The following is a 22,771-nucleotide window of genomic DNA, read 5'->3' as shown; positions in this document are numbered from 1 at the left end:
CCGGAATCTCGAGATTCCGGGTCTGGTCCTTCGGACCATCCCGGAATGACGAAGGCTCTTTGTGCCTCACCCCTTCGGCGCGTAGAGCAGCGGCACTGCCGAATCGACCATCACCTCGATCAGGCTGGCGCCGTTGTGCGAGAGCCCGCGCTTGTAGGCGCTTGCCAGCTCGGCCGATGTCGTCACCCGCACGGCATCGCAGCCCATGCCCTCGGCGAGCTTGACGAAATCGAGGCCGGGCAGGTCGAGGCCCGGCACATTGCGCACCTGCATCACCTGGCTGAACGAGCGCATCGCGCCGTAGCCGGAATTGTTCAGGATGACGACCGTCAGCGGCAGCTTGCGCTGGGCGGCGGTCCACAGCGCCTGGATCGAATACATCGCCGAGCCATCGCCGATCAGGCAGACAATGCGGCCCTCGCGGCGCCCCAGCGCCATGCCGACCGCGGCGGGCAGTGAGTAGCCGAGACCGCCGCTCGCCATGGTGTAGAAACTGTCCTGGCCGCGCATCGGCATGAATTTCTGCATCGCGGGCCGGTGTGACGGGGCTTCCTCCACCAGCACATCCTGCGGCCCCATCGCCGTCGCGAGCGTGTGCAGAACGTAGTCGACCGGGATCGGATCCGCCGGGACTGGCGCCGGCGGCAATTTGCGGCCGACCGGGGCCACGCGCGCCGTGTCCGGCAGCAGATCGAGCAGCATCGTCAGTGCCGGCTTCATGGTCGCGACGATGCTGTGGCCTGCGGGCGTCACGGCGGCCGCGGTCGGATCGTCGGTGATCTGGAAGATTGTGGTGGCCCCGTCGAAGATAGCGGCGTGACCCTCGACATGGAATGTGAACACCGGCGCGCCGATCACGACCACAACATCGTGCTCGCGCAGCGCGTCCGAGAGCTGGCCGGGCGAGGCGTGCAGGAAGCCTGCGAATTGCGGATGACGTTCCGGGAATGAGCAGCGCGCCGAGAACGGGCTGACCCAGACCGCCGCTTTCGACCGCTCGGCCACCTTGACCATGAGGTCGACGGCCTCCGCACGATCGACACCGGGACCGACGACGAGGGCCGGATGCTTGCTGTCGGCAAGCGCGGCCGCCAGCGTCTTCATGGCGGACGTATCCGGACCGAGCTCGCGGCTGACCTGGCGCGCCTCGATCGGCTGGGTCGCGTGGCTCCAGTCATCGATCGGCACCGAGACGAAGGTCGGCCCGCAGGGCGGCTGCATCGCGACGTAATAGGCGCGCGCGATCGCGGCTGGCACGTCTTCGGCGCGCGCGGGCTCGACGCTGTATTTCACGTAAGGCCGCGGAAACTCCGATGCGCGCTCGGCGTAGAGGAAGGCCTGTAACGGCAGAATGCTGCGCGCTTGCTGTCCGGCGGTGATGACCAGCGGCGTCTGGTTGCGGTGCGCGGTGTAGATATTGCCGAGCGCGTTGCCGACGCCCGCTCCGGAATGCAGATTGACGAAGCCGGCATTGCGGGTGGCCTGCGCATAGCCGTCGGCCATGCCGACGACGGAGGCCTCCTGCAGACCGAGCACATAGTCGATGTCGTCGGGCCAGTCGCTCAGGAACGGCAGCTCGGTCGAGCCGGGATTGCCGAACACCTTTTTGATCCCGAACGCGCGCAGGAGGCCGAAGGTGGCATCCTTGACAGTGACGGATTTGCCGGCGGCGGGCTTGCGGGATGACATCGGGCGGCTCCCAGTTCTGGTTTCTTGGTGCTCTGTCATTGCGAGGAGCAAAAACGACGAAGCAATCCACCTGTTGATGGATTGCTTGGTGAAGTCAAGTTTGCGTCCGTGCGTCCAGAGGCGGTTACTCAGACCTCACTGTCTCACCAGCTCGCCGTGCCCTTCATGGTCGGTTGTCCCTCCGCATTCGCGGTCCACAGCTCCAGGCCGCCGTCCTTGTCGTTGGCATTGACCGAGAACTCGCTGCCCTCGAACAACGGCTGCAGGCCGCGGTAGACGAATTTCTTCGGCGGCTGGCCGCCATGCAGCTTGGCGGCGAATTCGACGATCAAGGCGGCCTGCAGCGGACCGTGGAAGATCAGGCCCGGATAGCCCTCGACCTTGGTGACGTAGTCGCGGTCGTAATGGATGCGATGGCCGTTGAAGGTCAGCGCCGAATAACGAAACAGCAGCACCGGATCGGAGATGTGGCTCTCGCGATGCTTGGCGACCGGCGGCGGGGGAGGCGCCTTGGTGGGCGCGGTCGACGGCGTGGTCGTGATCTCGCGATAGACGATGTCCTGCCGCTCGCGGATCGCCAGCCCGCGCGATGTCGTCACTTCGTGATTGACCGAGACGAAGCACAGCGTGCCGGTCGAGCCTGTCTTCACCGTGACGTCAGCGATGCGCGAGGTCCGCTTCGGCGCATCGCCGACACGCAAGGCATCGAGGAATTCCAGCTCGCCGCCGGCCCACATCCGGCGCGGCAGTGGCACCGGCGGCAGGAAGCCGCCGCGGGTCGGGTGGCCGTCAGGGCCGAGCTGCGACATCGGAAACACCGGCTGGCCCAAGCACCAATGCGTGGTCCATGGCGCGGCGTCGCCCGGCTTCGGCTCGCCGATCTCCTGGAACAGCGTCGCGCGCAGGCCCATCACCAGATGCGCGGTGACGACGTCGGTTGCATCAGTGCTGCGGCCGATCCATTGGCGGAGATGATCGAGGTCGAGTGTGTCGCTCATGAGAATGATCCGGGCAGGAGTTTCTTTAAGAACGTTTCGTGCGCTCGTCGATGGCTGGCACCGCGCCGTAATGCCTGTCTTCGCCGACGACAATCGCGGCCGGAGCCGGATAGCTGACCTTGCCCCTCGGCGTGTCGACCTCGATCCGACGAAGATGCGGATGGGTGGCGAGATCGGCCATGGTGTTGACCTCGGCAAACGCGATGTCGGCCTCGGCAAGCTTCGCCAGCAGCTCGTCGCGCGTCAGCCTGCCAAAACTGTCGCTGACGATCTGGTCGGTCTGCGCGCGGTTGCGCACGCGCTCGACCATGTTGGCGAACCGCGGATCGTTAGGCAAATCAGGCTGTCCGAGCACCTTGGCGCAAAGCGTCTTCCACTCGCGCTCGCTCTGGATCGAGATCAGGATCTCTTTGCCGTCCTTGGAGCGGAACACGCCATAGGGCGCGATCGAGGGATGGGCGAGGCCGATGCGCTGCGGCGGCTTGCCGTCCTCGGCGTTGAGCAGCGGCACGGTGAGCCAGTCCGCCATCACGTCGAACATCGAGATGCGGATGTCGGCGCCGTCGCCGGTGCGGCCGCGTCCGATCAACGCCTCGAGGATCGAGGCATGCGCGGTGGCGCCGGTCGCAACGTCGACGATCGACATGCCGACGCGCGAGGCGCCCTCGGGACCGCCGGTGAGCGAGGCAAGGCCGCTCTCGGCCTGGATCAGCAGATCATAAGCCTTGCGGTCGGCATAGGGGCCGGTGTCGCCGTAACCTGTGATGGTGCACATGATCAGCTTCGGATAATTCTTGCGCAGCCGCTCGCGCGCGAAGCCGAGCTTGTCCATCGAGCCGGGCTTGAGGTTCTGCAGCAGCACGTCGGCGCCTGCGATCAATTCTTCCAGCGTGGCGCGGCCACCCTTGGTGGACAGATCAATCACCACCGAATCCTTGCCGCGGTTGAGCCAGACGAAATAGCTGCTCTGGCCCTTCGCCGCGGCATCATAGCCGCGGGCGAAATCGCCCTCGGGGCGCTCGATCTTGATGACGTGGGCGCCGGCGTCGGCCAGGCGTGACGAGCAGAACGGCGCGGCAACCGCCTGTTCGACGGCGATGACGGTCAAACCTTGCAACGGCAACATGGCGCGAACTCAGTAGGAGCGGGGCATGCCGAGCACATGCTCGGCCACGAATGACAGGATCAGATTGGTCGAGATCGGCGCCACCTGGTAGAGCCGCGTCTCGCGGAATTTGCGTTCGACATCGTACTCCTCCGCGAAGCCGAAGCCGCCATGGGTCTGCACACAGGCATTGGCGGCTTCCCATGAGGCATCGGCGGCCAGCATCTTGGCCATGTTGGCCTCGGCGCCGCAGTCGAGCCCGGCTTCATATTTGCGGGTGGCTTCCTTCACCATCAATTCCGCCGCGCGCATCGAGGCGTAGGCTTTTGCAATTGGGAACTGGATGCCTTGATTCTGGCCGATCGGCCGGCCGAACACGCTGCGCTCCTTGGCGTAGTTGGTCGCTTTCGCAATGAACCATTTGGCATCGCCGACGCACTCGGCCGCGATCAGGATGCGCTCGGCATTCATGCCTGACAGGATGTAACGGAAACCCTTGCCTTCCTCGCCAATCAGATTCTCCGCCGGCACACGCATGTCGGTAAAGAACACCTCGGTGGTGGCGTGGTTCATCATGGTGCGGATCGGGCGGATCTCCAGCCCGTGGCCCTTCGCCTCGCGCATGTCGACGATGAACACCGAAAGCCCGTCAGTGCGCTTCTTGGCCTGATCCTTCGGCGTGGTGCGCGCCAGCAGGATCATCAGGTCGGAATATTCGGCGCGGCTGGTCCAGATCTTCTGGCCGTTGACGACGTAATGGTCGCCGTCGCGGCGCGCGAAGGTCTTCAGCGACGAGGTATCGGTGCCACTGGTCGGCTCGGTGACGCCGAACGCCTGCAGCCGCAACTCGCCGGTCGCGACCTTCGGCAAATACTTCGCCTTCTGCGCGTCGTTGCCATGACGGAGTACGGTGCCCATCGTGTACATCTGCGCGTGGCAGCCGCCGCCATTGCAGCCCGCGCGCTGGATCTCTTCCAGGATTGCCGCGGCGGCCGACAGCTTCAGGCCGGCGCCGCCATATTCGTCGGGGATCAGCACCGAGAGGTAGCCGGCCTCCGTCAGCGCATCGACGAATTCCTTCGGATAGGCCATCTGGCGATCGAGCTTGCGCCAGTATTCGCCGGGGAACTGCGCGCAGAGTTTTGCGACGGCGTCGCGGATGTCGGAGTGTTCGTCTTGCTGCTGATCTTGTGCGGTCATGGTTTTGCTTTGCCTAAGGCGCCCGCCATTGTGGGGCCCCGGTAAACCCCCTATGCTGTTTTGTTATAGCGTATGAACCTGCCTTCCAGGATTGGCAAGTATGGATTTCCGTCAGCTTAGGACGTTTGCCTGCGTAGCGGAACTCGGAAGCCTGAGCAAAGCCTCCGATACGTTGCGGGTGGCGCAGCCGGCGCTGAGCCGCCAGATCAAGCTGCTCGAGCACGAGCTGCGCACCGATCTGTTCACGCGCAACGGCCGCGGCATGGTGCTGACCGACGCCGGCCGTCTCTTGCTCGCGCGCACCAGTGGTATCGTACGGCAGATCGATCAGATAAGGGACGACATCCAGTCCGCCGGTGGCGCGCCGTCGGGCCGCGTCGTGCTCGGGCTGGTGCCGACGGTGAGCTGCGTGCTCTCGGCGCGGTTGGCGCGGCGCACGGTGGAGCGCTATCCCGGCATCTCGCTCTGTATCGTCGAAAGCTACAGCGGCCATCTGATCGAGTGGCTGCATCGCGGCGAGATGGACCTGGCCGTGATCTACGGGCCGTCGGTCGATCTGCATCTGGCGGTGCAGACCCTCGGCCGCGACAGCATCGTCGCGGTCGGCCCGCGCGGCAGCGGGCTGAAGCAGAAGAAGCAGGTCGAGTTCGGCTGGCTGATGCGCCAGCGCCTGGTGCTGCCGAGTCATTCGCACGGCCTTCGTGCGCTGCTCGAACATGCCGCGGCGAAGAAGAAGATCGATCTCGACGTCAAGCTCGAGGCGGATTCGTTCCGGGTGTTGACCAGCCTGGTCGAGGAGGGGCTCGGATACACGCTGCTGCCGCCGTCCTCGGTCCGCGCTGAGGTCGCGGACGGTCGGCTCGAGACCGCGCCGATCGCGCGGCCGGCGCCGCGGCGCGAGCTGACCTTGGCCTCGCCGGTCGAGCATGCCGGCTCCAACGCGATGACGCTGATCGCGAAGCTGTTGCGCGACGAGGTTGCCGCGCTGCGCGCCGAGGGGCTCTGGGACATCCAGCTCGCCTGAGCGCGTCTCTCCATCACGTCACCGCGAAGCCGAGATGGCCGCGGAAGCGGTTCTTCAGATACGCGCCGTCGCGCGGCGGCAACGCGCGTTCGACCTCGCCGGTCGCGATGCGGATCCGCGCCAGCCGCGGGCCGCCATGGACATCCCGCAGGCCCCTGCGAAAGGTTTCGATCCCGGCCATGTCGGCGATATCGCTGACCGAACCGATGCCCGCGCCACTTGCTATCACCTCGAGCTTTGCGCCGAGGCCGGAATGGCTGAGCTGCATGCCGGTCTCGCCGAAATGGCCGTTGTCGAGCACCACGATCGAGAGATTGCCGGGCTGCTTGGTCGCGATCGTCAGCAGGCTGCCGATCCCCATCAGCTGCTCGCCATCACCGGTGATCACAAGCACCGGCCGCTTCGGTTGCGCCAGCGCGAGGCCAAGCCCGATCATCGCTGCGCCCCCCATCGCGCCCCAGAGATAGAAGTTGCCGGCATGATCGCCGGCATCGAACAGATCGTAGGTCGAGGAGCCGAGCCCGGAGATCGCGAGCAGGTCGCCGCGGTCCGCGAGCAGCGCCTTCACGGTGGCGCGGCGATCGAGAGTTCCTGTTGTGGTTGACATCAGTGCGTCTCCTTCGTCCACTTCTTGCGTCCGATCATCCGCTGCGCGATCAGCACCGCGACCTGCTGGTCGCCGTCAAAAGCGAGCGAGGCGGCGGCCGAGATCACCTCCTCGGTATCATCGGGATCCTCCAGCCGCAGCACGGTGGCGCCCATGATCTCGAACGCCTTCGGCGTCGCCCGGCCCATCGGGATCTGCCAGGGATTGAACTCGGCCCATTCGCCGCGCATCGTCACCAGCGTCAGCAACGGGAAGCGGCAGCTCGCCATCAGTGACAGCATGTTGACGCAATTGCCGACGCCGCTCGATTGCATCAACAGCACCGCGCGGTCGCCGCCGAGCCAGGCGCCGGCGGACAGCGCGACGCCTTCCTCCTCGGTGGTCAGCACCGTGGTATTGATGTCGGCATCCGCGTGCGACAGCTTGATCAGCTTCGAGTGACCCGCATCGGGGACGTAGGACACTTGCGCGACGCGAAAATCCTTCAGCGTGCGGTAGATTGCAACCGGCCAGTCCGTGCTGGTTGCGTTGTCCTGGTGAGCGGCAATCTGGTCCATCATGGCCTCGGGTAGGGGGCGCGCGTTGGCGCGTTCTCATGCCAAAGGCTTAGGCTAGGCGGGGGTATTATTCCCTTCGCATCTGGCGCGCGCAGCTATGCCGGAATTTGATAACCCCGTCATTGCGAGCCAACGGGTCGCGCGAATGCGCGCCCGATGACAGGCTCCGCGAAGCAATCCATTGTCCCGCATACGCGGAGGGATGGATCGCTTCGTCGCTTCGCTCCTCGCGATGACTGGGATCAAGCCGTGTACCTCACAAGACGCGGCGCGCGATCAAGCCAAAAGCAAAGTCGAAAGAATCCCACGATCAGTCTTGTCTTGTCGGTCCCCAAGAATAAGCCACTTCAGGGCTGTCGAACGCTCGAATATTTGGTTCGGAGAAGCCAACCAGCAATAGTCGTCACCCACGAAGGAAAAATGCCGTGGCTTCCGACCGACGGGATCGGTCGCAGTATATGCCTTCAGCAAAGTCGAATTTTCAGCCTCCTTGATATAGATGCCGCCGTCGTAGGCGCTAGTACTGCCGCCGTGATTGGCCACCGAGTAGATCATTTCTTGGAACGCCGCATAAATCTCGCAAGAAATTTCGATGCCATATGCGCGGAGGCTGGGATTTGGGGCCACGACAATAAGGTGGAGCATGCCACGCCAAAAGCCTTGATCGAGAACAAAGGGCGGGCGCTCGATGCCGTCGATCATCGATGGGTACGGCCGCCATCTTAGATTGGGATCTGGGAACAAACCGCCTCCATTCCGACCCCGAGTTTGTGATGTGGGCGCAAGTGTCGATACCTAGGAGGCCGAGTGCTGGATGCCGAAGCCGAACGACAAATAGATGCGCGGTCGATAAAAGCGCTGTCATCGATCAGAGCTCTGAGATCGAGCCTAATCCTTGGCCCACCTTTTAGCTGCGGCCTTCGCGCTCATTCGCCTCTTGAATTTGGGCTGACATGAAGGCCGTCAGGTCGTCGAATTCGTCGTCAATTTCGGCCGCGGGAATGCCGGCCGCCAGCGCTTCTGCACGACATTGTTGAGCCAGTGATTTCGGCTGAGTGTCATCCCCCTCGACCGGGGCCTCGGCGTGAACGTTATCCGTTACCCATCGCTCGACAAATGCGATCACTCTCTCGCTCATCCGTTCAACTCCCTGCCTTGCCTTGATTTGCTCGAGAGCAAATACTCGATATCGCTGTCGATAGTTCTAACTGAGGCACTACCAACGATCCACACCTACGCTTGCGGCGCGATGGATTGCTTCCGCCTACGCCGAGGCTTCGGCGGACAAGTCGTCGCTTCGCTCCTCGCAATGACGTCGGGCGAGGCTCACCCCGGGATCCGCACCGGCAACGATTCAATGCCGCGCACAAAACTGGAATAAACCCGCTTCGGCTCGCCGACCACTTCGATGCGGTCGAAACGCTTCAGCATTTCCTGCCAGACGATCTTGAGCTGGAGCTCGGCGAGCCGCATGCCGACGCAGCGGTGGATGCCGAAGCCGAACGACAGATGGATGCGCGGGCGGGCGCGGTCGATGATGAATTCGTCGGGCCGTTCGATCACCTCGTCGTCGCGATTACCCGAGACGTACCACATCACGACGCGGTCGCCCTTCTTGATGGTCTTGCCGCCGACCTCGGTATCTTCAAGCGCGGTGCGCCGCATATGCGCGAGCGGGGTCTGCCAGCGGATCACCTCCGGCACCATGGTGTCGATCAGCGCAGGGTTCACTTTCAGCTTGGCGAACTGGTCGGGATGCTCATGCAGCGCCAGCACCGAGCCGCTCATGGTGTTGCGGGTGGTATCGTTGCCGCCGACAATGAGCAGGATGATGTTGCCCATCAGATTGTCGGGGTCCATGTGCCTGGTGGCATCGCTATGCGCCATCATCGACAGCAGATCGTTCTTCGGCGGCGCGTTGACGCGCTCGTTCCAGAGCCGGGAGAAGGTGGCGTTGCACTCGTCCATCTCCTGCCGTCGCTGCTCCGGTGAGTCCACGATGCCGCTCTTCGGCAGCGCGGTCGAGACGTCGGACCAGCGGGTCAGCTTGCCTCGTTCCTCCCAGGGGAAGTCGAACAGCGTCGCCAGCATCTGCGTGGTCAATTCGATCGAGACGCGCTCGACGAAGTTGAAGGTCTCGTTGCGCGGCAGATTGTCGAGCACGCTCGCCGAGCGTTGCCGGATCAGCTTTGCCAGTTCATCGAGATGATCAGGCGTGAACATCGGCGACACGGTCTTGCGCTGATGGGCGTGCTTGGGCTGGTCCATCGCGATGAAGCTCGGATAATCATAGCCCGGCGGCACGTCGCGGATCGAGATGCCGCCCAGCGTCGAGTCGGAGGAGAAGACGCCGTGGCTGGTGTCGACATGCATGATGTCGTTGTACTTCACGACCGACCAGTACGGCTCGATCGGCGAGTTGGTGCAGTAATGCACCGGCTCTTCCTTGCGCAGCCGCTCGAACCACGGCCACAGGGTGTCGTTCTGGAACAGTTTTGGCGCGCCGGGATGGAAATCCTGCAGCGGCGTGGCATAGGCTTCCTCGCGCGCCTGGCGCAGCTGCTCGGCCCGGTCGGCGCGGAAGGCGGTCTGGACGTTCATCGCAATTAGCTCCGGTGGCGGTTCTTACCTCTCCCGCTTGCGGCGGTCGAGACGAGCGAAGCTCGCTCTTAGGTCGCATCGCATCAAAGATGCGATGCGGGTGGGGGCTCTCTCCACGCGAAGACTGCCTCTGTGGTGGTACCCCCACCCCAGCCCTCCCCCGCAAGCGGGAGAGGGAGCACAGTCCCATCGTGGATGCGGTTCAAATACAACTCGCTACTTGTTTGCGATCGCGCCTCACGCGGCAATGCGCACCGGCAGCGTCTCGTAGCCCTTGATGAAGCTGGAATACACCCGTTCGGGCTCGCTCACCACCTCGATGGTGTCGAACCGCTTGAGGATTTCTTCCCAGATGATCTTGAGCTGCAACTCGGCGAGCCGCAGGCCGACGCAACGGTGGATGCCGAAGCCGAACGAGATGTGGGTGCGCGCCCGCGCCCGCTCGATGTCGAACTCGTAGGGCCGTTCGATCGCCTCTTCGTCGCGGTTGCCGGAGACGTACCACATCACGACCTTGTCGCCCTTCTTGATCTGGCGTCCGCGGAACTCGAAATCGGCCAATGCCGTGCGGCGCATATGGGCGAGCGGCGTCTGCCAGCGGATCACCTCGGGCACGAAGCTGTCGATCAGCGCCGGGTTCTCTCTCAGCTTGCGGTACTGGTCCGGATGCTTGGCGAGCGCATAGATGCTGCCGGACAGCGTGTTGCGCGTGGTGTCGTTGCCGCCGACGATCAAGAGGATCAGATTGCCGAGGAAATTTTTCGGGTCCATGTCGCGGGTGGCGTCGCTATGCGCCATCATTGACAGCAGGTCGCTCTTCGGCGGCTGGTTGATGCGGTCTTTCCACAGCCGCGCGAAATAGCTGGCGCATTCCATCAGCTCGGCCTGCCGCTCATCCTCCGTGGCCACGAGCCCGCCGACGCCGGGCAGGGTGGTCGCGACGTCGGACCAGCGCGTCAGCTTGCGGCGGTCTTCCCAGGGAAAGTCGAACAGCACCGCGAGCATTTGCGTGGTTAGTTCGATCGAGACCTTGTCGACCCAGTCGAACACCTCGCCGCGCGGGAGATTGTCGAGGCATTCGGTCGAGCGCGTGCGGATATTAAGTGCAAGTTGGTCAAGGTGTGTCGGCGTGAACATCGGCGCCACGGTCTTGCGCTGCGCCGAATGGCGCGGCTGATCCATCGCGATAAAGCTCTCGCGGCGCAGATCTGTCGGAACGTCGCGGATGGTGATGCCGCCGAGCGAGGCGGCAGACGAGAACACCGAATGGTTGGTCTCGATGTCCATGATGTCGTTGTATTTGGTGATCGACCAGTACGGCCCGAACATCGAGTCCTTGCAGTAGTGCACCGGGTCTTCGCGGCGCAGCCGGTCGAAATACGGCCAGAAAGAATCGGTCTTGAACAATTCAGGGTGGCCGGGATCGTAATCCGACAGCGGGATCGCATTGGCGCGCTCGCGCGCTGCGTCGAGGTTGGTGTCTTTGACGAGATCGATGGTCCCGTGCATGGGCGGCTCCTCAAAAGTCCCTCGGCCGGGGCATGGCCGGCGCGGTGATGTTTTATCGAATTACATTCCCATTCGCGGCTTTGCGCAAGGGTCCTCAAAGGGTCCTCAAAGGGTCCTCAGCACGCATTTGACCGCATCATTGTGGCGCCGGGAAGGGTCGGTTCCGGACGGTTTCCCAGTGACAGGCCAGGGATCGGGAGTAAGTCTGTTTGAAACAGCGTTTAATTTGGCCAAAAGCGGCGCACGGGCTCAATCACCGGCTGCATCTTGAGAGGCGCGAGCCGCTAGGCTATGTCTCTCGCTCAGGCTTTATTGCCAAGCTTCGCCCTGGGGTTGATTGCCGTGAATGAGTGGTGGGTGTCGGTCGGCTCGCCGCCTCCAATTCCAGACGGGCCGCAGCCGCCGGCTGTCGAAAAGTGGTGGGCGCCGATCGACGCGCCTCTTGAATCACCGACGGCGCCAGGCCTGATGTTCTCCGGCCCGCGCCGCGATTTCCTTGGGCTGGTCGCCCGTGGCGCCGCGCTTGAACTCATCACCGTCGGCTTCTACCGCTTCTGGCTCGCCACCGACATCAGGCGGCATCTCTGGACCAATACCCAGGTGGATGGCGACGCCGCGGAATACACCGGCCGTGGCAAGGAGCTGCTGGTCGGATTCCTGTTCGCGCTCGCGATCATGGTGCCGATCTATGTCGGCTATTTTCTCATCGGCATCGAGGTCGAGCGCCTCAAGGCGCTGGCCAGCATTCCGCTGTTCGTCTTTTTCTATGTGTTCGGGCAGTTTGCGATCTACCGGGCGCGACGCTATCGCCTGCACGCACAGTGTGGCGCGGCGTCCGGTTCTGGATGGACGGCTCCGGCTGGGCCTACGCGGCGCGGTCCTCGCTGTGGACGGTGCTGACGATCCTCACGCTCGGGCTCACCTTGCCGTGGCGCGCCGCGGCGCTCGAGCGCTACAAGATGCGCCACTGCCACTATGGCGAATTGCAAGGCGGCTTCGACGGCCGCGGCTGGGAGTTTTTCAAGCGCGGCTGGTGGCTATGGCTGCTGGTGGGGTGCCTCTTGTTTGGTCCTCCATCATTCAACGATATTCTGCGTTTGGCGGACAGGCCGCCTTTACCGAAGTCCGTCATTGACGCCATTCCCTTCTACTACATCGTTGTCTCGCTGGCCGTCCCGTTCATCTACGCGGTCTTCAAATCGATCGAGTGGCGCTGGTGGATCGCGGGACTTCATTTCGGGCAGGTGCGCTTCACGTCGACGCTGCAATATGGCGCGCTGGCAGGCCTGTACTGGAAGGTCATCGGCTGGCTCCTGCTATTCAGCGTCGTGTTTGCCGCTAACCTTTTCGTCGGCGCCTGGTCGATCGCAACCATCGGCAAGTTGTCCATGGCCAGCCTGGTCAGTGGCGGCCTCAGGGGAAATGTTGCGATGATCCTAGTGGCAGCGACCGGCTATTTGATGTTCATCCTTGCGATGAACGTGGTGCTGCGAATTTACCTGATGCGCGACCTGTGGGCACGGATCGCCGCATCGACCCGCATTCACAACATCGCCGCCGCCGACAACGTCGCCTCACGCGGCGATCTTGCAAGCGCACTCGGCGAAGGCTTCGCCGACAGTCTCGACGTGGTCGGATTCTAGCAGCCTGTGACCGGGGCACGAGTGCCAGCGCGCAGCTGCTCTAACGACCCACCGCCCCCCTCATTTGCCCATTCCCGGCAAGCCCCCGTTAATGCAAAGCCCTGGCAGCCTCCCGAAAACCGCACCTACAACCTCGACGTTCTGTGAAACCTGGGTCACACTTGCTGCGACAAATCTGTGGTCTTGATCCGCAGAGATTGCCGCCGTTTGGGAGTTGATCCGTGAATGACTTGAGCTGGACCCCGCCGGGGCCACCGCTACCACCGTCTGGGCCGCCGCCGATGCCGGTGGCATTCTCCGGGAATCGCAAGGAGTTCTTCCACCTGATCGCGCGTGGGGCCGGGCTCGAGCTCGTCACCGTCGGCTTCTACCGGTTCTGGCTCGCGACCGACACCCGCCGCCACCTCTGGTCGAACACGTTGGTCGACGGCGATGGCGCCGAATATACCGGCCGCGGCAAGGAGCTCTTGATCGGCTTCCTGATCGCGCTCGCGATCCTGGTGCCGGTCTATCTCGCCTATTTCCTCGTCGGCCTCGAAGCGGAGCGCGCCAAGGCCTTCGCCTCGCTGCCGCTGGTCGCCTTCTTCTACGTGTTCGGGCAGTTCGCGATCTACCGCGCGCGGCGTTATCGCCTGACCCGCACGGTGTGGCGTGGCGTCCGGTTCTGGATGAGCGGCTCGGGCTGGCTCTACGCCTTGCAGGCCGCGTTGTGGACCCTCGCGGTCGCGATCACGCTCGGCCTGGCATTGCCGTGGCGCGAGGCCGCGCTCGAACGCTACAAGATGCGCCATTCCTATTACGGCGACCTGCAAGGCAGCTTCGCGGGGCGCGGCTCTGAGTTGTTCAAACGGGGCTGGTGGCTGTGGCTGCTGATCGTCGGGCCGCTCGCCATATTCATCGCCATCCCCGTGGTAAAATTGCTTCACGGTTCGCCGCCGCTGCTAACCGCCGCAGGCGTCGTTGCGGGTATCGTGTCGTTTCTCATTCCGATCGCCGGGCCATTCCTCTACGGCGCGTTCAAGGCGGTCGAATGGCGCTGGTGGCTCTCCGGTATCCGCTTTGGTGAGGTCCGGCTCGAATCGGGCCTGCGCAAGGGAGCGTTGATCGGCCTCTACTGGAAGGTGATCGGCTGGTGCGTGCTGCTCGGAATCCTGTTCTCGGGCTACATTTTCCTGTGCGCCTATCTGGTCGCGCACATGAGCGGCGAGTCGATGGAGGTGTTCTTCAAGTCGCAGACATTTGCCAAGAGCATTCCGCTGCTGGTGCTGATCGGCGTCGGCTATCTGTCCTATGCGCTTTCGCTCAATGTCGTGATGCGGGTCTATCTGCTGCGCGATCTCTGGGTCCGGGTGCTGTCGTCGACGATCGTGCATGACATCGAGGCGGCGGCCAACGTGACGGCGCGCGGCGAGCTTGCCAATGCGCTCGGCGAAGGCTTTGCCGACGGCCTCGACGTCGCGGGCTTCTAGAGCATGGAGACCGATCCCAGCGAAGCGACCTCTGCCGCGCCGTCTCCGCCGCGAGGCGTCTATTTTGACGGCATGTCGAGCAAGCGGCGCGTCGTCGCGCTCACGCTTTCGGACACGCTTCAGATCATTGAAGACGGCGAGATGCTCGCAGGCTGGGCCTATGGCGACATCCGCCGCGCCGACAGTCCACCGGGCCTGTTGCGGCTGAGCTGCCTGACTGCGCCGGCGCTGGCGCGGCTCGAGGTCCGCGATCCGCAGCTTGGCTCCGACATCGTTGCGCGCTGCGGCCAGCTGGAGGAGAATCTTCCGAACCGCCGGGGCGTCGCGGCGATCGTCGGCTGGTCGCTCGCGGCAGCCGTGTCGATCGTGCTGGTGGTGCTGTTCGGCGTGCCGCTCGCCGCCGACCGGTTGACGCCGCTGGTGCCCGACAGCTTCGAGCGGCGGCTCGGCGACGTCGCCGACGCGCAGGTCAAGGTGATCTTCAACGCCAAGCGCTGCGACGATGCGAAAGGACAAGCCGCGTTCGAGAAGCTGGTCGGCGCGCTCAGGCAATCCGCCGGGCTCGACAATTCGGTGCAGTCGGGCGTGCTGGCGACGCCGATCCCGAATGCCTTCGCGCTGCCCGGCGGCAAGGTCTATTTGTTCGACGGACTGCTGGCGAAGGCCGAAAACCCCGACGAGATCGCCGGCGTGCTGGCCCACGAGCTCGGCCATCTCCGCCACCGCGACAGCATGCGCGAGCTGATCCACAATGGCGGCACCTCATTCCTGATCGGGCTCTTGTTCGGCGACATCACCGGTTCCGGCGCGCTGGTCTTCACCTCGCGCACGCTGGTGACGTCGTCCTATTCGCGCGACGCCGAGACCAACGCCGATACGTTCGCGATCGAGACCATGCACAGGCTCGGCCGGCCGGCGAAGCCGATGGGCGACCTGATATTCCGCGTCACCGGCAAGGAGGGCGGCCACGGGCTTTCGATCGTCTCCAGCCATCCGTTGACCGAGGACCGCCTCGCGCGCATGAGCAAGGCCGACGGCGCAATCACCGGAGCGCCGCTGCTGTCGCCGACCGAATGGCAGGCGCTGAAGGGGATCTGCGGATCCGGCAAAATCTGATCGCGTAAGCCTTGTTTTGACGCGTTTTCTTCACGGGAACCGGTATCCACTTCGCTCGAAAACGCTCTGTTAAGCGACACAGATGCCGGGCACCGCGATCCTCTGGAACAGATGCGGGGACGCCACCGCGGACGCGGGATAGGCGGAGATTTTCGCGCGGAATTCCGGATGCGTGAACGCCGCCCGGAAATCGGCGGTGCTCTGCCAGACCGCATAGTTCAGATAGGTCGGATTGTCGCCGATCGCGCGGTGTAATTGGGTCGAGATGAAGCCCGGTTGCCGCTTCATGAAGGCGGCGTCGTCCTGCCAGACTTTCAGGAAGGCCTGCTCGTCGGCCGCCTCGAGCGTGAAGAGGTTCACCAGCACGACAGGGCCGGTCTCGATCCCGATCTGGCGTTCGATCGGGAAGGCGGGGTCGAGGGGGCGCAACTGCGGCATGACAGTGCTCCGTTCAGCTTGGTTGTATGATGTCAATATGGTATGTTTATGCATATATAATTGACACCATGATGTCAATTTCAAATAATGGTGACATATGTCCAGGACCCGACGAACGCCGGCCGGCGATGCCCTGACCGGCCTCGTGCTCGACCTGTTCCGGCTCAACAGCCGGCTCCTGACCGCGGGCGACCGCCTGGTGGCCGGGCTCGGGCTGACCAGCGCCCGCTGGCAGGTCCTCGGCGCCATCGTGGAGGCGGAACGCCCGCAGCCGGTGGCGTGGCTGGCCCGCGATCTCGGCGCCAACCGCCAGAATGTGCAGCGGATCGTCAATGACCTGCACAGGGAAGGATTGGTGGCCTTCGAGACCAACCCGCATCACCGGCGGGCGCAACTGGTGGTTCTCACCGAGACGGGAGGCCGTGCCCTCGACGCCGCGATGGCCTTGCAGGTCCCCTGGGTCAACGGCCTCTCGGACGGGCTCGCGGTCAAGGACCTGGAAACGGTCCATCGGGTGATCGTGGCGCTGCGGACCAAGCTGGAGGGCGACGACGACAGCGAGGAGCCGGCATGAAGGCTTGGCGCGGCCCTAGCGCTTGTTCTCAAAGATGAATGCGGCCTTGAACAGCGCCTCGGTCTCGTTGCGAACCTCGATGGCAACATCCTGCCGCTCGTCGAGCGGCGGCAGGTCCTTGGCGAGGCCGACCAGCGATTGCGCGGCTTCGATCTCGGCCGCGCTCTGATCGGACAGCTCGAGTCCCTGTTCATCCGGGTAGAGGTCTGGCCCGCTTCTGATGTCGAAATAGTAGCGCGTCATAGCGGCCTCACCATCGCAGGCGGGAGCGCATTGTCTCTCAGCCACCGACGCCTGTGGAACCGCAGCCGATGATGCCTATCAACTCCGATATCCTCTCTCGGTTCAAGACCGAACTTGTCCGAACTTGGGCGCTCTGAACCGGCCTGGGCCGCAGATATGGTGTGCGGTTGCCGAAACTCACCTTGCGTCTGCGAAATAAGTATATAGCTTGGCGGAGTTCGATTGGCCTTGAGCCTTGTAGATCGGTCGTAGCGACCCTTTTTCAAAGACATTGTCGGACTAAAAACAGCGAAGTCGTGCGCTCGCGCGGTGGCAGCGCGTAACACTTCGCCTTATGTCAACCGCTCGGAGCAAACGATTGCAGGTACTTGTCCGCGACAACAATATCGACCAGGCGCTCCGCGTTCTGAAGAAGAAGATGCAGCGCGAGGGCGTCTTCCGCGAAATGAAGCGGCGCAGCGCCTACGAAAAGCCGTCGGAAAAGAAGACGCGCGAAAAAGCCGAAGCGGTGCGTCGCGCCCGAAAGCTGGCTCGCAAGCAGGCCATCAGGGAAGGCTTGATCCCGGCGCCTCCGAAAAAGGAGCTTCCGGCGCGCAAGCAGCCATTGCCTGCGGTCCCCGGCAGCGAACGCCCGGCCAGATCAGTCTGATTTCAGGGCGCCGTCTGCCGTTAGGCAGCGCGGCGTCCCTCGTCTCCAGTCATCCGCGCACCGATCGAAAGTCCGTCAGGGCGATGCTGCTGAAGAACGCCGTCCGGGCCCGAAGCTCAGGCGTTATTCGCGGTCCGCATTGATGTGGCGGGAAGCACCCCCATGCACTGCTGCACCTCGCCCGGTACGTGATAGGTGCGCATGATGGCGCGGCTGTCGCGCAGGCCACACGCCTCGCGTTGCACCACGAACATCCAGAGCGCGTGGCCGGCCTCCATCACCAGGGCGCGTCGTGCCTCTCGCGCTGATGCCGTCGCGCCGGAGCGCGAATCAGCGGCATCGAACTCCCGCAGCTTCGCGAGCGCCGTCTCCAGCGCGCGTCCCATCCGTCCGAAAGCTGCGGCTTTCTCCTGGGCGATCTCATAGGCGAGAACGTCGACCGGAGCGTGATGAAGACGAAAATCGCGGGACATCGGCAGTCACACAGATCGAATGCGCAACAATGTGGGCCATTGTTTTGGCTCCGTCGAGCGATTGTCAAGTGATCCGCTCTTGACACTTGTCCAAGGCTTGGCGCCGGTTCTTGCCTCGTTTTGAACCATCCGGACCATTTTAAGTTGTGCCGAATAGCCAACATGATAACATGTGAAGCATCACCGCTTTGACCGGTGACTGGCAATGCTCCCACCCTGGCTAGTGATGGCAGGAATGGACGGTTCCAATCCCACGACGGCTCCGTATCGATTCCGAATTTTGGCCAATGGAGTCGAAACGCACCGAGCGGATACCATCGCCGCCGGCGATCCGGACGAGCTTTGGCATGAAGCCGCGATGTCGGCGTGCGACATGATTCGCAACATGTATGGGCGAATCCAACCGGGCCTCGACTGGCGTCTCGAAGTCACCGACCGCTCCGGAAAAGTGATTAGCCTGTTTTCGTTTAAAGCGGAGATGCCGTAAGGGGAATGCTAATCGCGGCGTCCGTTGAGCAGCCGCTCGTAATGCAGCTTGACGGTGCCGTAACATTCGCACGCGCTCTCCCGCAAACCATCGGCGTCGAGAATCTGAATCTTGCCCCGGGCATATTTGATCAGGCCGGCGGCCTGGAGCGTGTGAGCCACGACGGTCACGCTGGTACGCCGGACGCCCAGCATCTCGGCGAGGTATTCTTGCGTGAAATTAAGCGTATCGCCTTCCGACAGGTCCCTGGCGCGCAGAAGCCAACGGCACAGCCTGGCCTCGACCATATGCGTGGCGAAGCATGCCGCGGATTGTTGAGCCTGGGCATACACGGCCTGCTCATGACGAATCAGCAGCGAAAGCAGGTTCGGACTTTGCAGGGCAGCAGACTTCAACGCGTCGATATCGCAAACGATGATGTCGCCATCCAGTTGAACGATGCCACGGCAGACCGCGACCCTGCCATCAAGTGCCGCGGATGCCCCGACAACACCATCCGAGCCGACCATGGCAGCCTCGACCATTTCACCGGTCGAAAGCGTCACCACCAGTGACACAACCGCACCGATCGGAAAGTAGACGTGCTTGATCTTCTGATCGGTCTCGAACAGCACCGAATGCTGCGCAAAGGCCGTTGTTTTTAAATGGGGTTCAAGACGTTCGAAGTCGGCTCGGCCGACCTGCTTCAGCAGAAGGTTCTTCATCATGCGTTCCCGGTGACAGGCGGGAGCGCGGAGAACTCTCAGCTATCGGTGCCCTAGCGGATATCCGATAATCGCGGCACAGTAAGAGCCCTACCGTACATTGCGAGTCTTTATTTCGTTCTGTCCGCTTTGGCAAAAGCGCCAGAGTCAGATCGCTGGCGACCTTTTGCGTTGTCTTCCATCTTGCGTGCATATCCTGCACTGGTGCGCAACGCAGCATGTTGCGCAGGCGAGCATGCGACCGCGCCTCGATCAGCACTGCAGATGTGTGAGCACGCACCCGCGACTACGCGTGCTTTGCCACTTTCCGCGACCGCGCCGGCCCGGCTCCCGCAACCGCCGGCTTGAGATTCCACACCGCCCGCGCGGCAGCGAACGCTTGTGCGATCGCAGGTTCGTGGCGCCGCGTCGCGAGACAGGCGAAGCTGAGGTCGCAACTGATTTTCACCTTGTCGGCGACCACGAAATTGTGCGGACGCGACAGCCGCGGCGCGAGCACGATGTCGCGCGCGAGGCTGAGGCAGATGCCTGATTCGACGAAGTCGATCATCGCTTCTTCCTGATCGGTATAGGCAATGCGCTTGGGCAAGGGGCCGAGCGGTCGGAAGATGTCGTCGAGCAGCCGCCGGTGCCCGGAATGCACCGGTGTCGCGAGCCAGGGCAGATGGGCGAGCTCGGCCCAACCCTTGCCGATCACCCGATTGCTCCAGTCGATCGGCGCGATGACGCGGTAGTCGTAGCTCAACAGCGGCGCCAGCTGATAGCAGCCATCCTCGATGCTGCGCTCGGCGAAGCTGTGGTTCAGGAGCTGGTCCGGCGGCGTCGCATCGACATAATAGCCGACATCGAGCTCACCTCTGCCGATCTGCGCGAGCACGTCGTCGCTGACGCCATGGCGCAGGAACACCTCGGTCCGCTGCGCCGATGTGGCGAGGCTGCGCACGAATGGTCCGAGCCTGGTGAATTCCGGATCGAGGATGGTGCCGACGCGCAGCGTACCGCGCTGCGCTTCCTTCAGCGCTTCCGCCGTCGCCTTGAAATCCGATGCCGCCGCCACCGCTCGGTGCGCCAGCGGCAGCAGTGTAGCGCCGGCCTCGGTGAGCGTGAAGCCGCCGGGGGTGCGGTTGAAAAGCAGCAGGCCGGTGCTCTCCTCGAGTCCCTTCAATTGCAGGCTGACGGCCGGCTGCGTCAGCTTCAGCACCGATGCGGCGCGCGATACGGTGCCTTCGCGGGCGACCGTGATGAAACAACGCAGGGCTTGTGTGCGGGGGAGATCGCTCATTAGGCGGGCTTATAGCACACTTCCGATCCGCGCATCTGTCCGGAACCGTGCGTTAGGGCCGCGGTCTGGAGCGGGCAAAGCCTGCAGTTGTCGTCAGGCCGGCCGCCACGCGATAACGCCTTCGGTGCGTGCGCGAACCTCCGGCGAGGCGAGGCACGTTGCAACCGCCTCATAGCCGGGCGCGCCGGGGACCGGCGTGACGGAGATCGGCGGGCTGTGATTGGCGGGACACAGGATGACCGCCTCGTCATCACCGACAGCATCGAGGTCGAGGATTGCGCTGGAGCGGGTGAGGAAGAACAGCGGCCGCGCACGCGGCCCGCGACGGCGCAGGCTAGCGATCAAGGCCTCCTGGGTCGCCGTATCAAGCCCCTGTTCCAGCATGTCGACCACAAGGATCGCGGGGCCATCCGCCTCCAGCGCCGCGAGCAGCGCGATCAGCGCCGGTGATTCTGCGGCGCCGTCGGCCATGAGCGCGGCCAGGCTCTCGTCGACCCGCGCCTTCAAGACCGGCTCGGCATCGAGGCGCGCGCGAGCGGCCGCACCGCCGTCCGCGGCGCGCTCCAATCCGACGAAGGCGGCATCGGGCAGAGTTTCGGCGAGGCGCTGCGCGAGCCGCGTCTTGCCGCTGCCGAGCGGCCCGACGATGTAAGTCAGCAACCTGATGTCGCGCAGCTCGAAGCGCTCGCCGCCCCAAGGCCACGGCAGATCGAACGCGACGCTGACGGCCGGCCGCGTCCTGACTGCGCCGATAATGTCGCGCGCTGCCGGCAGCTTGCCACGGCCGAGGTCGGTGCGCAGGCGGCGGATTTTTGCGATGCTGTCGCCGGACTGACGGATGCGTTCTTCGAGCGCGCTCTCATGCGCGGCCAGCACGCGGGCGAGGATGTCGGCATCGCCGCGAAGGATCCGCGCCACTTCACCAAGGCTGAGGCCGAGCGCGCGCAGCTCGACAATCTCGACGCCGCGGGCCATCTCGGCCGGACCATAAGCGCGCCATCCCGCCGGCGTGCGGACCGGTGCGATCAGGCCGCGCTCTTCGTAGAGACGCAGCGCTTTCGCGGATATGCCGAGCTGCCTCGCAGCTTCGGACGGGCTCAAGAATCTTGCGGCAGCATTCATCGAATCACCTCGCATCGTCTGACCGCTCCCTCTATGGAGGCGGCCCCAGGGGCAAGGTCAAGCCGCTCCGCCCGCTTTCGTGCGCACAACGGATTCCATGTCCGAAAGCGCCAACAACGGACATCGTCGGACTGGCTCACGTGGTCCGTTTCGTGCCAGGATTCTGGGGCAGCAGGTGAACAGGAAAACAGGATCACGAGCATGACGGTTCTTCGAATCGCCGCATTTTCGGACGGCAATCAAGGGGGTAATCCTGCCGGGGTTTGGATCGGAGAGGATTTGCCGCCTGCCGCGGAGATGCAAGCGATCGCAGCGGACGTCGGGTTTTCGGAAACGGCCTTCGCGGCTCCCGTGGGTGGTGCATGGCGCGTTCGGTATTTCTCGCCGCTATGTGAAGTGCCGTTTTGTGGACACGCCACCATCGCTCTGGGGGCAGCTCTTGCACTTCAACGCGGCGACCAGACTTTTGAACTGAGGCTGAATAGCGCGGATATCTCGGTCGCCGGCCGCCGCGACGGCCAAACAATTGCAGCCGCGCTTCAATCACCGCCGACACGTAGCGCACCCATCGATCCCCTGCTGCAGGCGGATTTGCTGCAACTTCTCGATTATTCCATCGACGATCTCGACTTGAATATTCCGCCCGCAAGGATTCACGGCGGAGCCGACCACGTCGTCCTGGCCCTGAAAACGCGCAACGCGCTTGCTCGCATGAGCTATGACCTCAAGCGCGGCCGAGATCTCATGGAAAAAGCCGGATTGGTTACGATCGCGCTTGTTACGGCAGCGAACCCGCAATTGTTCCATGTCCGCAATGCGTTTGCAGTCGGAGGCGTACTGGAGGACCCGGCAACCGGTGCGGCCGCCGCTGCGTTTGCCGGCTACTTGCGCGATATCGGTTGGCCGCACGGGGGCGTCATTGATATTGTTCAAGGTGAAGACATGGGAATGCGATCGCTTATCCGTGCGGAGATGAGCGGGATTGCGGGCAGTTCAATAAGGGTATCAGGGACGGCGCGCCTCATGACCGACGCATGATGTCTCGTTTCGCGGGCCAAGGCAGCCCGGCCTCTCCGCCGCTACATGGCCGAGAGGCAGGGCCTCGCGTCGGCACATCGGAGGTAGGCGCCGGCCCCTGGCACTGAGTTGTCCGACTGGGCGGATTCAACCGGTCAAGCCGGGCGACGACACCGCGTGTTTGGCTGTTCGACAATTCAGTCGGAATTCTCGCCCGCCACTGCGAGCCAACGGGTCGCGCGAATGCATGCCCGACGACAGGCC

Annotated in this window: 23 protein-coding genes and 1 pseudogene; 8 read left to right on the top strand and 16 right to left on the bottom strand. The window is 63.7% G+C overall.

Annotated elements, in window-relative coordinates:
- Positions 1 to 66: 66 nt before the first annotated feature.
- The 4 genes from mdlC to UP10_RS22350 all read right to left on the bottom strand — a co-directional run bounded on the left by mdlC (position 67) and on the right by UP10_RS22350 (position 4,992).
- Positions 67 to 1,689, bottom strand: coding sequence for a benzoylformate decarboxylase (gene mdlC, locus UP10_RS22365; RefSeq protein WP_044589427.1), 1,623 nt, complete (start codon positions 1,687 to 1,689; stop codon positions 67 to 69).
- A gap of 143 nt (positions 1,690 to 1,832) precedes the next feature.
- A complete protein-coding gene (locus UP10_RS22360) occupies positions 1,833 to 2,687 on the bottom strand; it encodes an HTD2 family dehydratase (protein ID WP_044589426.1) in 855 nt (284 codons plus the stop codon).
- Positions 2,688 to 2,712: 25 nt separating this feature from the next.
- On the bottom strand, positions 2,713 to 3,813 hold the full coding sequence (locus UP10_RS22355) for a CaiB/BaiF CoA transferase family protein (RefSeq protein ID WP_044589425.1): 1,101 nt from the start codon (positions 3,811 to 3,813) through the stop codon (positions 2,713 to 2,715).
- A 9-nt stretch (positions 3,814 to 3,822) separates the two neighbouring features.
- Positions 3,823 to 4,992, bottom strand: coding sequence for an acyl-CoA dehydrogenase family protein (locus UP10_RS22350; protein ID WP_044589424.1), 1,170 nt, complete (start codon positions 4,990 to 4,992; stop codon positions 3,823 to 3,825).
- A 100-nt stretch (positions 4,993 to 5,092) separates the two neighbouring features.
- Between UP10_RS22350 and UP10_RS22345 the strand changes: the two genes are divergently transcribed.
- Positions 5,093 to 6,016, top strand: coding sequence for a LysR substrate-binding domain-containing protein (locus tag UP10_RS22345; RefSeq protein ID WP_044589423.1), 924 nt, complete (start codon positions 5,093 to 5,095; stop codon positions 6,014 to 6,016).
- A 13-nt stretch (positions 6,017 to 6,029) separates the two neighbouring features.
- Here the strand turns inward: UP10_RS22345 and UP10_RS22340 are convergent, their stop codons facing one another.
- From UP10_RS22340 to UP10_RS22315, 6 genes are all read right to left on the bottom strand, one after another.
- A complete protein-coding gene (locus UP10_RS22340; protein WP_044589422.1) occupies positions 6,030 to 6,623 on the bottom strand; it encodes a thiamine pyrophosphate-dependent enzyme in 594 nt (197 codons plus the stop codon).
- Complete coding sequence (locus tag UP10_RS22335) at positions 6,623 to 7,183, bottom strand: thiamine pyrophosphate-binding protein (protein WP_156180210.1); 561 nt, start codon at positions 7,181 to 7,183, stop codon at positions 6,623 to 6,625. The genes UP10_RS22340 and UP10_RS22335 overlap by 1 nt, the downstream gene beginning before the upstream one ends.
- Positions 7,184 to 7,456: 273 nt before the next feature.
- Positions 7,457 to 7,882, bottom strand: a complete 426-nt coding sequence (locus tag UP10_RS22330; protein ID WP_044589421.1) for a hypothetical protein — start codon at positions 7,880 to 7,882, stop codon at positions 7,457 to 7,459.
- 205 nt (positions 7,883 to 8,087) lie between these two features.
- The gene (locus UP10_RS22325) at positions 8,088 to 8,318 is read right to left on the bottom strand and encodes a DUF768 domain-containing protein (RefSeq protein WP_044589420.1); all 231 of its coding nucleotides are present in this window, start codon (positions 8,316 to 8,318) and stop codon (positions 8,088 to 8,090) included.
- 188 nt (positions 8,319 to 8,506) lie between these two features.
- Positions 8,507 to 9,781, bottom strand: coding sequence for a cytochrome P450 (locus tag UP10_RS22320; protein ID WP_044589419.1), 1,275 nt, complete (start codon positions 9,779 to 9,781; stop codon positions 8,507 to 8,509).
- Positions 9,782 to 10,018: 237 nt separating this feature from the next.
- Positions 10,019 to 11,290, bottom strand: coding sequence for a cytochrome P450 (locus UP10_RS22315; protein WP_044589418.1), 1,272 nt, complete (start codon positions 11,288 to 11,290; stop codon positions 10,019 to 10,021).
- 468 nt (positions 11,291 to 11,758) lie between these two features.
- Here UP10_RS22315 and UP10_RS22310 point away from each other — a divergent pair.
- From UP10_RS22310 to UP10_RS22300, 3 genes and pseudogenes are all read left to right on the top strand, one after another.
- Positions 11,759 to 12,933, top strand: a pseudogene (locus UP10_RS22310) (DUF898 family protein).
- Positions 12,934 to 13,154: 221 nt separating this feature from the next.
- Positions 13,155 to 14,402: a DUF898 family protein gene (locus tag UP10_RS22305; protein WP_044589417.1), complete on the top strand. Its 1,248-nt coding sequence runs from the start codon at positions 13,155 to 13,157 to the stop codon at positions 14,400 to 14,402.
- Between the two features lie 3 nt (positions 14,403 to 14,405).
- Entirely contained in the window at positions 14,406 to 15,518 is a 1,113-nt protein-coding gene (locus UP10_RS22300) for a M48 family metallopeptidase (protein WP_044589416.1), read from the top strand.
- 69 nt (positions 15,519 to 15,587) lie between these two features.
- On the opposite strand, the gene UP10_RS22295 is transcribed toward UP10_RS22300, so the two are convergent.
- Positions 15,588 to 15,956 (bottom strand): antibiotic biosynthesis monooxygenase family protein, encoded by a 369-nt coding sequence (locus tag UP10_RS22295; RefSeq protein WP_044589415.1) that lies wholly within the window; start codon positions 15,954 to 15,956, stop codon positions 15,588 to 15,590.
- Between the two features lie 97 nt (positions 15,957 to 16,053).
- Here UP10_RS22295 and UP10_RS22290 point away from each other — a divergent pair, with 97 nt between their 5' ends.
- The gene (locus UP10_RS22290) at positions 16,054 to 16,530 is read left to right on the top strand and encodes a MarR family winged helix-turn-helix transcriptional regulator (RefSeq protein WP_044589414.1); all 477 of its coding nucleotides are present in this window, start codon (positions 16,054 to 16,056) and stop codon (positions 16,528 to 16,530) included.
- Positions 16,531 to 16,545: 15 nt separating this feature from the next.
- Here the strand turns inward: UP10_RS22290 and UP10_RS22285 are convergent, their stop codons facing one another.
- A complete protein-coding gene (locus UP10_RS22285; RefSeq protein ID WP_044539118.1) occupies positions 16,546 to 16,773 on the bottom strand; it encodes a DUF6894 family protein in 228 nt (75 codons plus the stop codon).
- A 358-nt stretch (positions 16,774 to 17,131) separates the two neighbouring features.
- Here UP10_RS22285 and rpsU point away from each other — a divergent pair, with 358 nt between their 5' ends.
- Positions 17,132 to 17,422 (top strand): 30S ribosomal protein S21, encoded by a 291-nt coding sequence (gene rpsU, locus UP10_RS22280; protein ID WP_044539119.1) that lies wholly within the window; start codon positions 17,132 to 17,134, stop codon positions 17,420 to 17,422.
- Between the two features lie 116 nt (positions 17,423 to 17,538).
- Here rpsU and UP10_RS22275 read toward each other — a convergent pair whose 3' ends face one another.
- Complete coding sequence (locus UP10_RS22275; RefSeq protein ID WP_044589413.1) at positions 17,539 to 17,895, bottom strand: DUF6665 family protein; 357 nt, start codon at positions 17,893 to 17,895, stop codon at positions 17,539 to 17,541.
- Between the two features lie 235 nt (positions 17,896 to 18,130).
- On the opposite strand from UP10_RS22275, the gene UP10_RS22270 reads away from it, so the two are divergent.
- Positions 18,131 to 18,382: a DUF6894 family protein gene (locus tag UP10_RS22270; RefSeq protein WP_156180209.1), complete on the top strand. Its 252-nt coding sequence runs from the start codon at positions 18,131 to 18,133 to the stop codon at positions 18,380 to 18,382.
- Between the two features lie 8 nt (positions 18,383 to 18,390).
- Here UP10_RS22270 and UP10_RS22265 read toward each other — a convergent pair whose 3' ends face one another.
- The 3 genes from UP10_RS22265 to UP10_RS22255 form a co-directional block, all read right to left on the bottom strand.
- Complete coding sequence (locus UP10_RS22265; RefSeq protein ID WP_044589476.1) at positions 18,391 to 19,086, bottom strand: Crp/Fnr family transcriptional regulator; 696 nt, start codon at positions 19,084 to 19,086, stop codon at positions 18,391 to 18,393.
- Between the two features lie 286 nt (positions 19,087 to 19,372).
- The gene (locus UP10_RS22260; protein ID WP_044589411.1) at positions 19,373 to 20,368 is read right to left on the bottom strand and encodes a LysR family transcriptional regulator; all 996 of its coding nucleotides are present in this window, start codon (positions 20,366 to 20,368) and stop codon (positions 19,373 to 19,375) included.
- A 93-nt stretch (positions 20,369 to 20,461) separates the two neighbouring features.
- The gene (locus tag UP10_RS22255; protein ID WP_044589410.1) at positions 20,462 to 21,490 is read right to left on the bottom strand and encodes a MerR family transcriptional regulator; all 1,029 of its coding nucleotides are present in this window, start codon (positions 21,488 to 21,490) and stop codon (positions 20,462 to 20,464) included.
- A gap of 201 nt (positions 21,491 to 21,691) precedes the next feature.
- Between UP10_RS22255 and UP10_RS22250 the strand changes: the two genes are divergently transcribed.
- Positions 21,692 to 22,528 carry a PhzF family phenazine biosynthesis protein gene (locus UP10_RS22250; RefSeq protein WP_044589409.1) on the top strand — a complete coding sequence of 279 codons (837 nt, stop codon included), beginning with the start codon at positions 21,692 to 21,694 and terminating at the stop codon, positions 22,526 to 22,528.
- Positions 22,529 to 22,771: the final 243 nt, after the last annotated feature.

Origin of the sequence: Bradyrhizobium sp. LTSPM299 (assembly GCF_000938235.1) — a bacterium.
In the GTDB taxonomy this organism is placed as follows: Bacteria; Pseudomonadota; Alphaproteobacteria; order Rhizobiales; family Xanthobacteraceae; genus Bradyrhizobium.
Note: the sequence above shows the minus strand (reverse complement) of the source record. Positions and strands in the feature narration are given on the sequence as shown.

Excerpts from the sequence above, each read along its gene's own strand:
- mdlC (WP_044589427.1), bottom strand. The coding sequence starts at position 1,689 with ATGTCATCCCGCAAGCCCGCCGCCGGCAAATCCGTCACTGTCAAGGAT.
- UP10_RS22300 (WP_044589416.1), top strand. The coding sequence starts at position 14,406 with ATGGAGACCGATCCCAGCGAAGCGACCTCTGCCGCGCCGTCTCCGCCG.
- UP10_RS22285 (WP_044539118.1), bottom strand. The coding sequence starts at position 16,773 with ATGACGCGCTACTATTTCGACATCAGAAGCGGGCCAGACCTCTACCCG.
- UP10_RS22295 (WP_044589415.1), bottom strand. The coding sequence starts at position 15,956 with ATGCCGCAGTTGCGCCCCCTCGACCCCGCCTTCCCGATCGAACGCCAG.
- UP10_RS22325 (WP_044589420.1), bottom strand. The coding sequence starts at position 8,318 with ATGAGCGAGAGAGTGATCGCATTTGTCGAGCGATGGGTAACGGATAAC.
- UP10_RS22340 (WP_044589422.1), bottom strand. The coding sequence starts at position 6,623 with ATGTCAACCACAACAGGAACTCTCGATCGCCGCGCCACCGTGAAGGCG.
- UP10_RS22270 (WP_156180209.1), top strand. The coding sequence starts at position 18,131 with ATGGACGGTTCCAATCCCACGACGGCTCCGTATCGATTCCGAATTTTG.
- UP10_RS22355 (WP_044589425.1), bottom strand. The coding sequence starts at position 3,813 with ATGTTGCCGTTGCAAGGTTTGACCGTCATCGCCGTCGAACAGGCGGTT.
- UP10_RS22335 (WP_156180210.1), bottom strand. The coding sequence starts at position 7,183 with ATGATGGACCAGATTGCCGCTCACCAGGACAACGCAACCAGCACGGAC.
- UP10_RS22250 (WP_044589409.1), top strand. The coding sequence starts at position 21,692 with ATGACGGTTCTTCGAATCGCCGCATTTTCGGACGGCAATCAAGGGGGT.
- UP10_RS22345 (WP_044589423.1), top strand. The coding sequence starts at position 5,093 with ATGGATTTCCGTCAGCTTAGGACGTTTGCCTGCGTAGCGGAACTCGGA.
- UP10_RS22330 (WP_044589421.1), bottom strand. The coding sequence starts at position 7,882 with ATGATCGACGGCATCGAGCGCCCGCCCTTTGTTCTCGATCAAGGCTTT.
- UP10_RS22290 (WP_044589414.1), top strand. The coding sequence starts at position 16,054 with ATGTCCAGGACCCGACGAACGCCGGCCGGCGATGCCCTGACCGGCCTC.
- UP10_RS22260 (WP_044589411.1), bottom strand. The coding sequence starts at position 20,368 with ATGAGCGATCTCCCCCGCACACAAGCCCTGCGTTGTTTCATCACGGTC.
- UP10_RS22265 (WP_044589476.1), bottom strand. The coding sequence starts at position 19,086 with ATGAAGAACCTTCTGCTGAAGCAGGTCGGCCGAGCCGACTTCGAACGT.
- UP10_RS22350 (WP_044589424.1), bottom strand. The coding sequence starts at position 4,992 with ATGACCGCACAAGATCAGCAGCAAGACGAACACTCCGACATCCGCGAC.
- UP10_RS22275 (WP_044589413.1), bottom strand. The coding sequence starts at position 17,895 with ATGTCCCGCGATTTTCGTCTTCATCACGCTCCGGTCGACGTTCTCGCC.
- UP10_RS22315 (WP_044589418.1), bottom strand. The coding sequence starts at position 11,290 with ATGCACGGGACCATCGATCTCGTCAAAGACACCAACCTCGACGCAGCG.
- UP10_RS22255 (WP_044589410.1), bottom strand. The coding sequence starts at position 21,490 with ATGAATGCTGCCGCAAGATTCTTGAGCCCGTCCGAAGCTGCGAGGCAG.
- UP10_RS22320 (WP_044589419.1), bottom strand. The coding sequence starts at position 9,781 with ATGAACGTCCAGACCGCCTTCCGCGCCGACCGGGCCGAGCAGCTGCGC.
- UP10_RS22360 (WP_044589426.1), bottom strand. The coding sequence starts at position 2,687 with ATGAGCGACACACTCGACCTCGATCATCTCCGCCAATGGATCGGCCGC.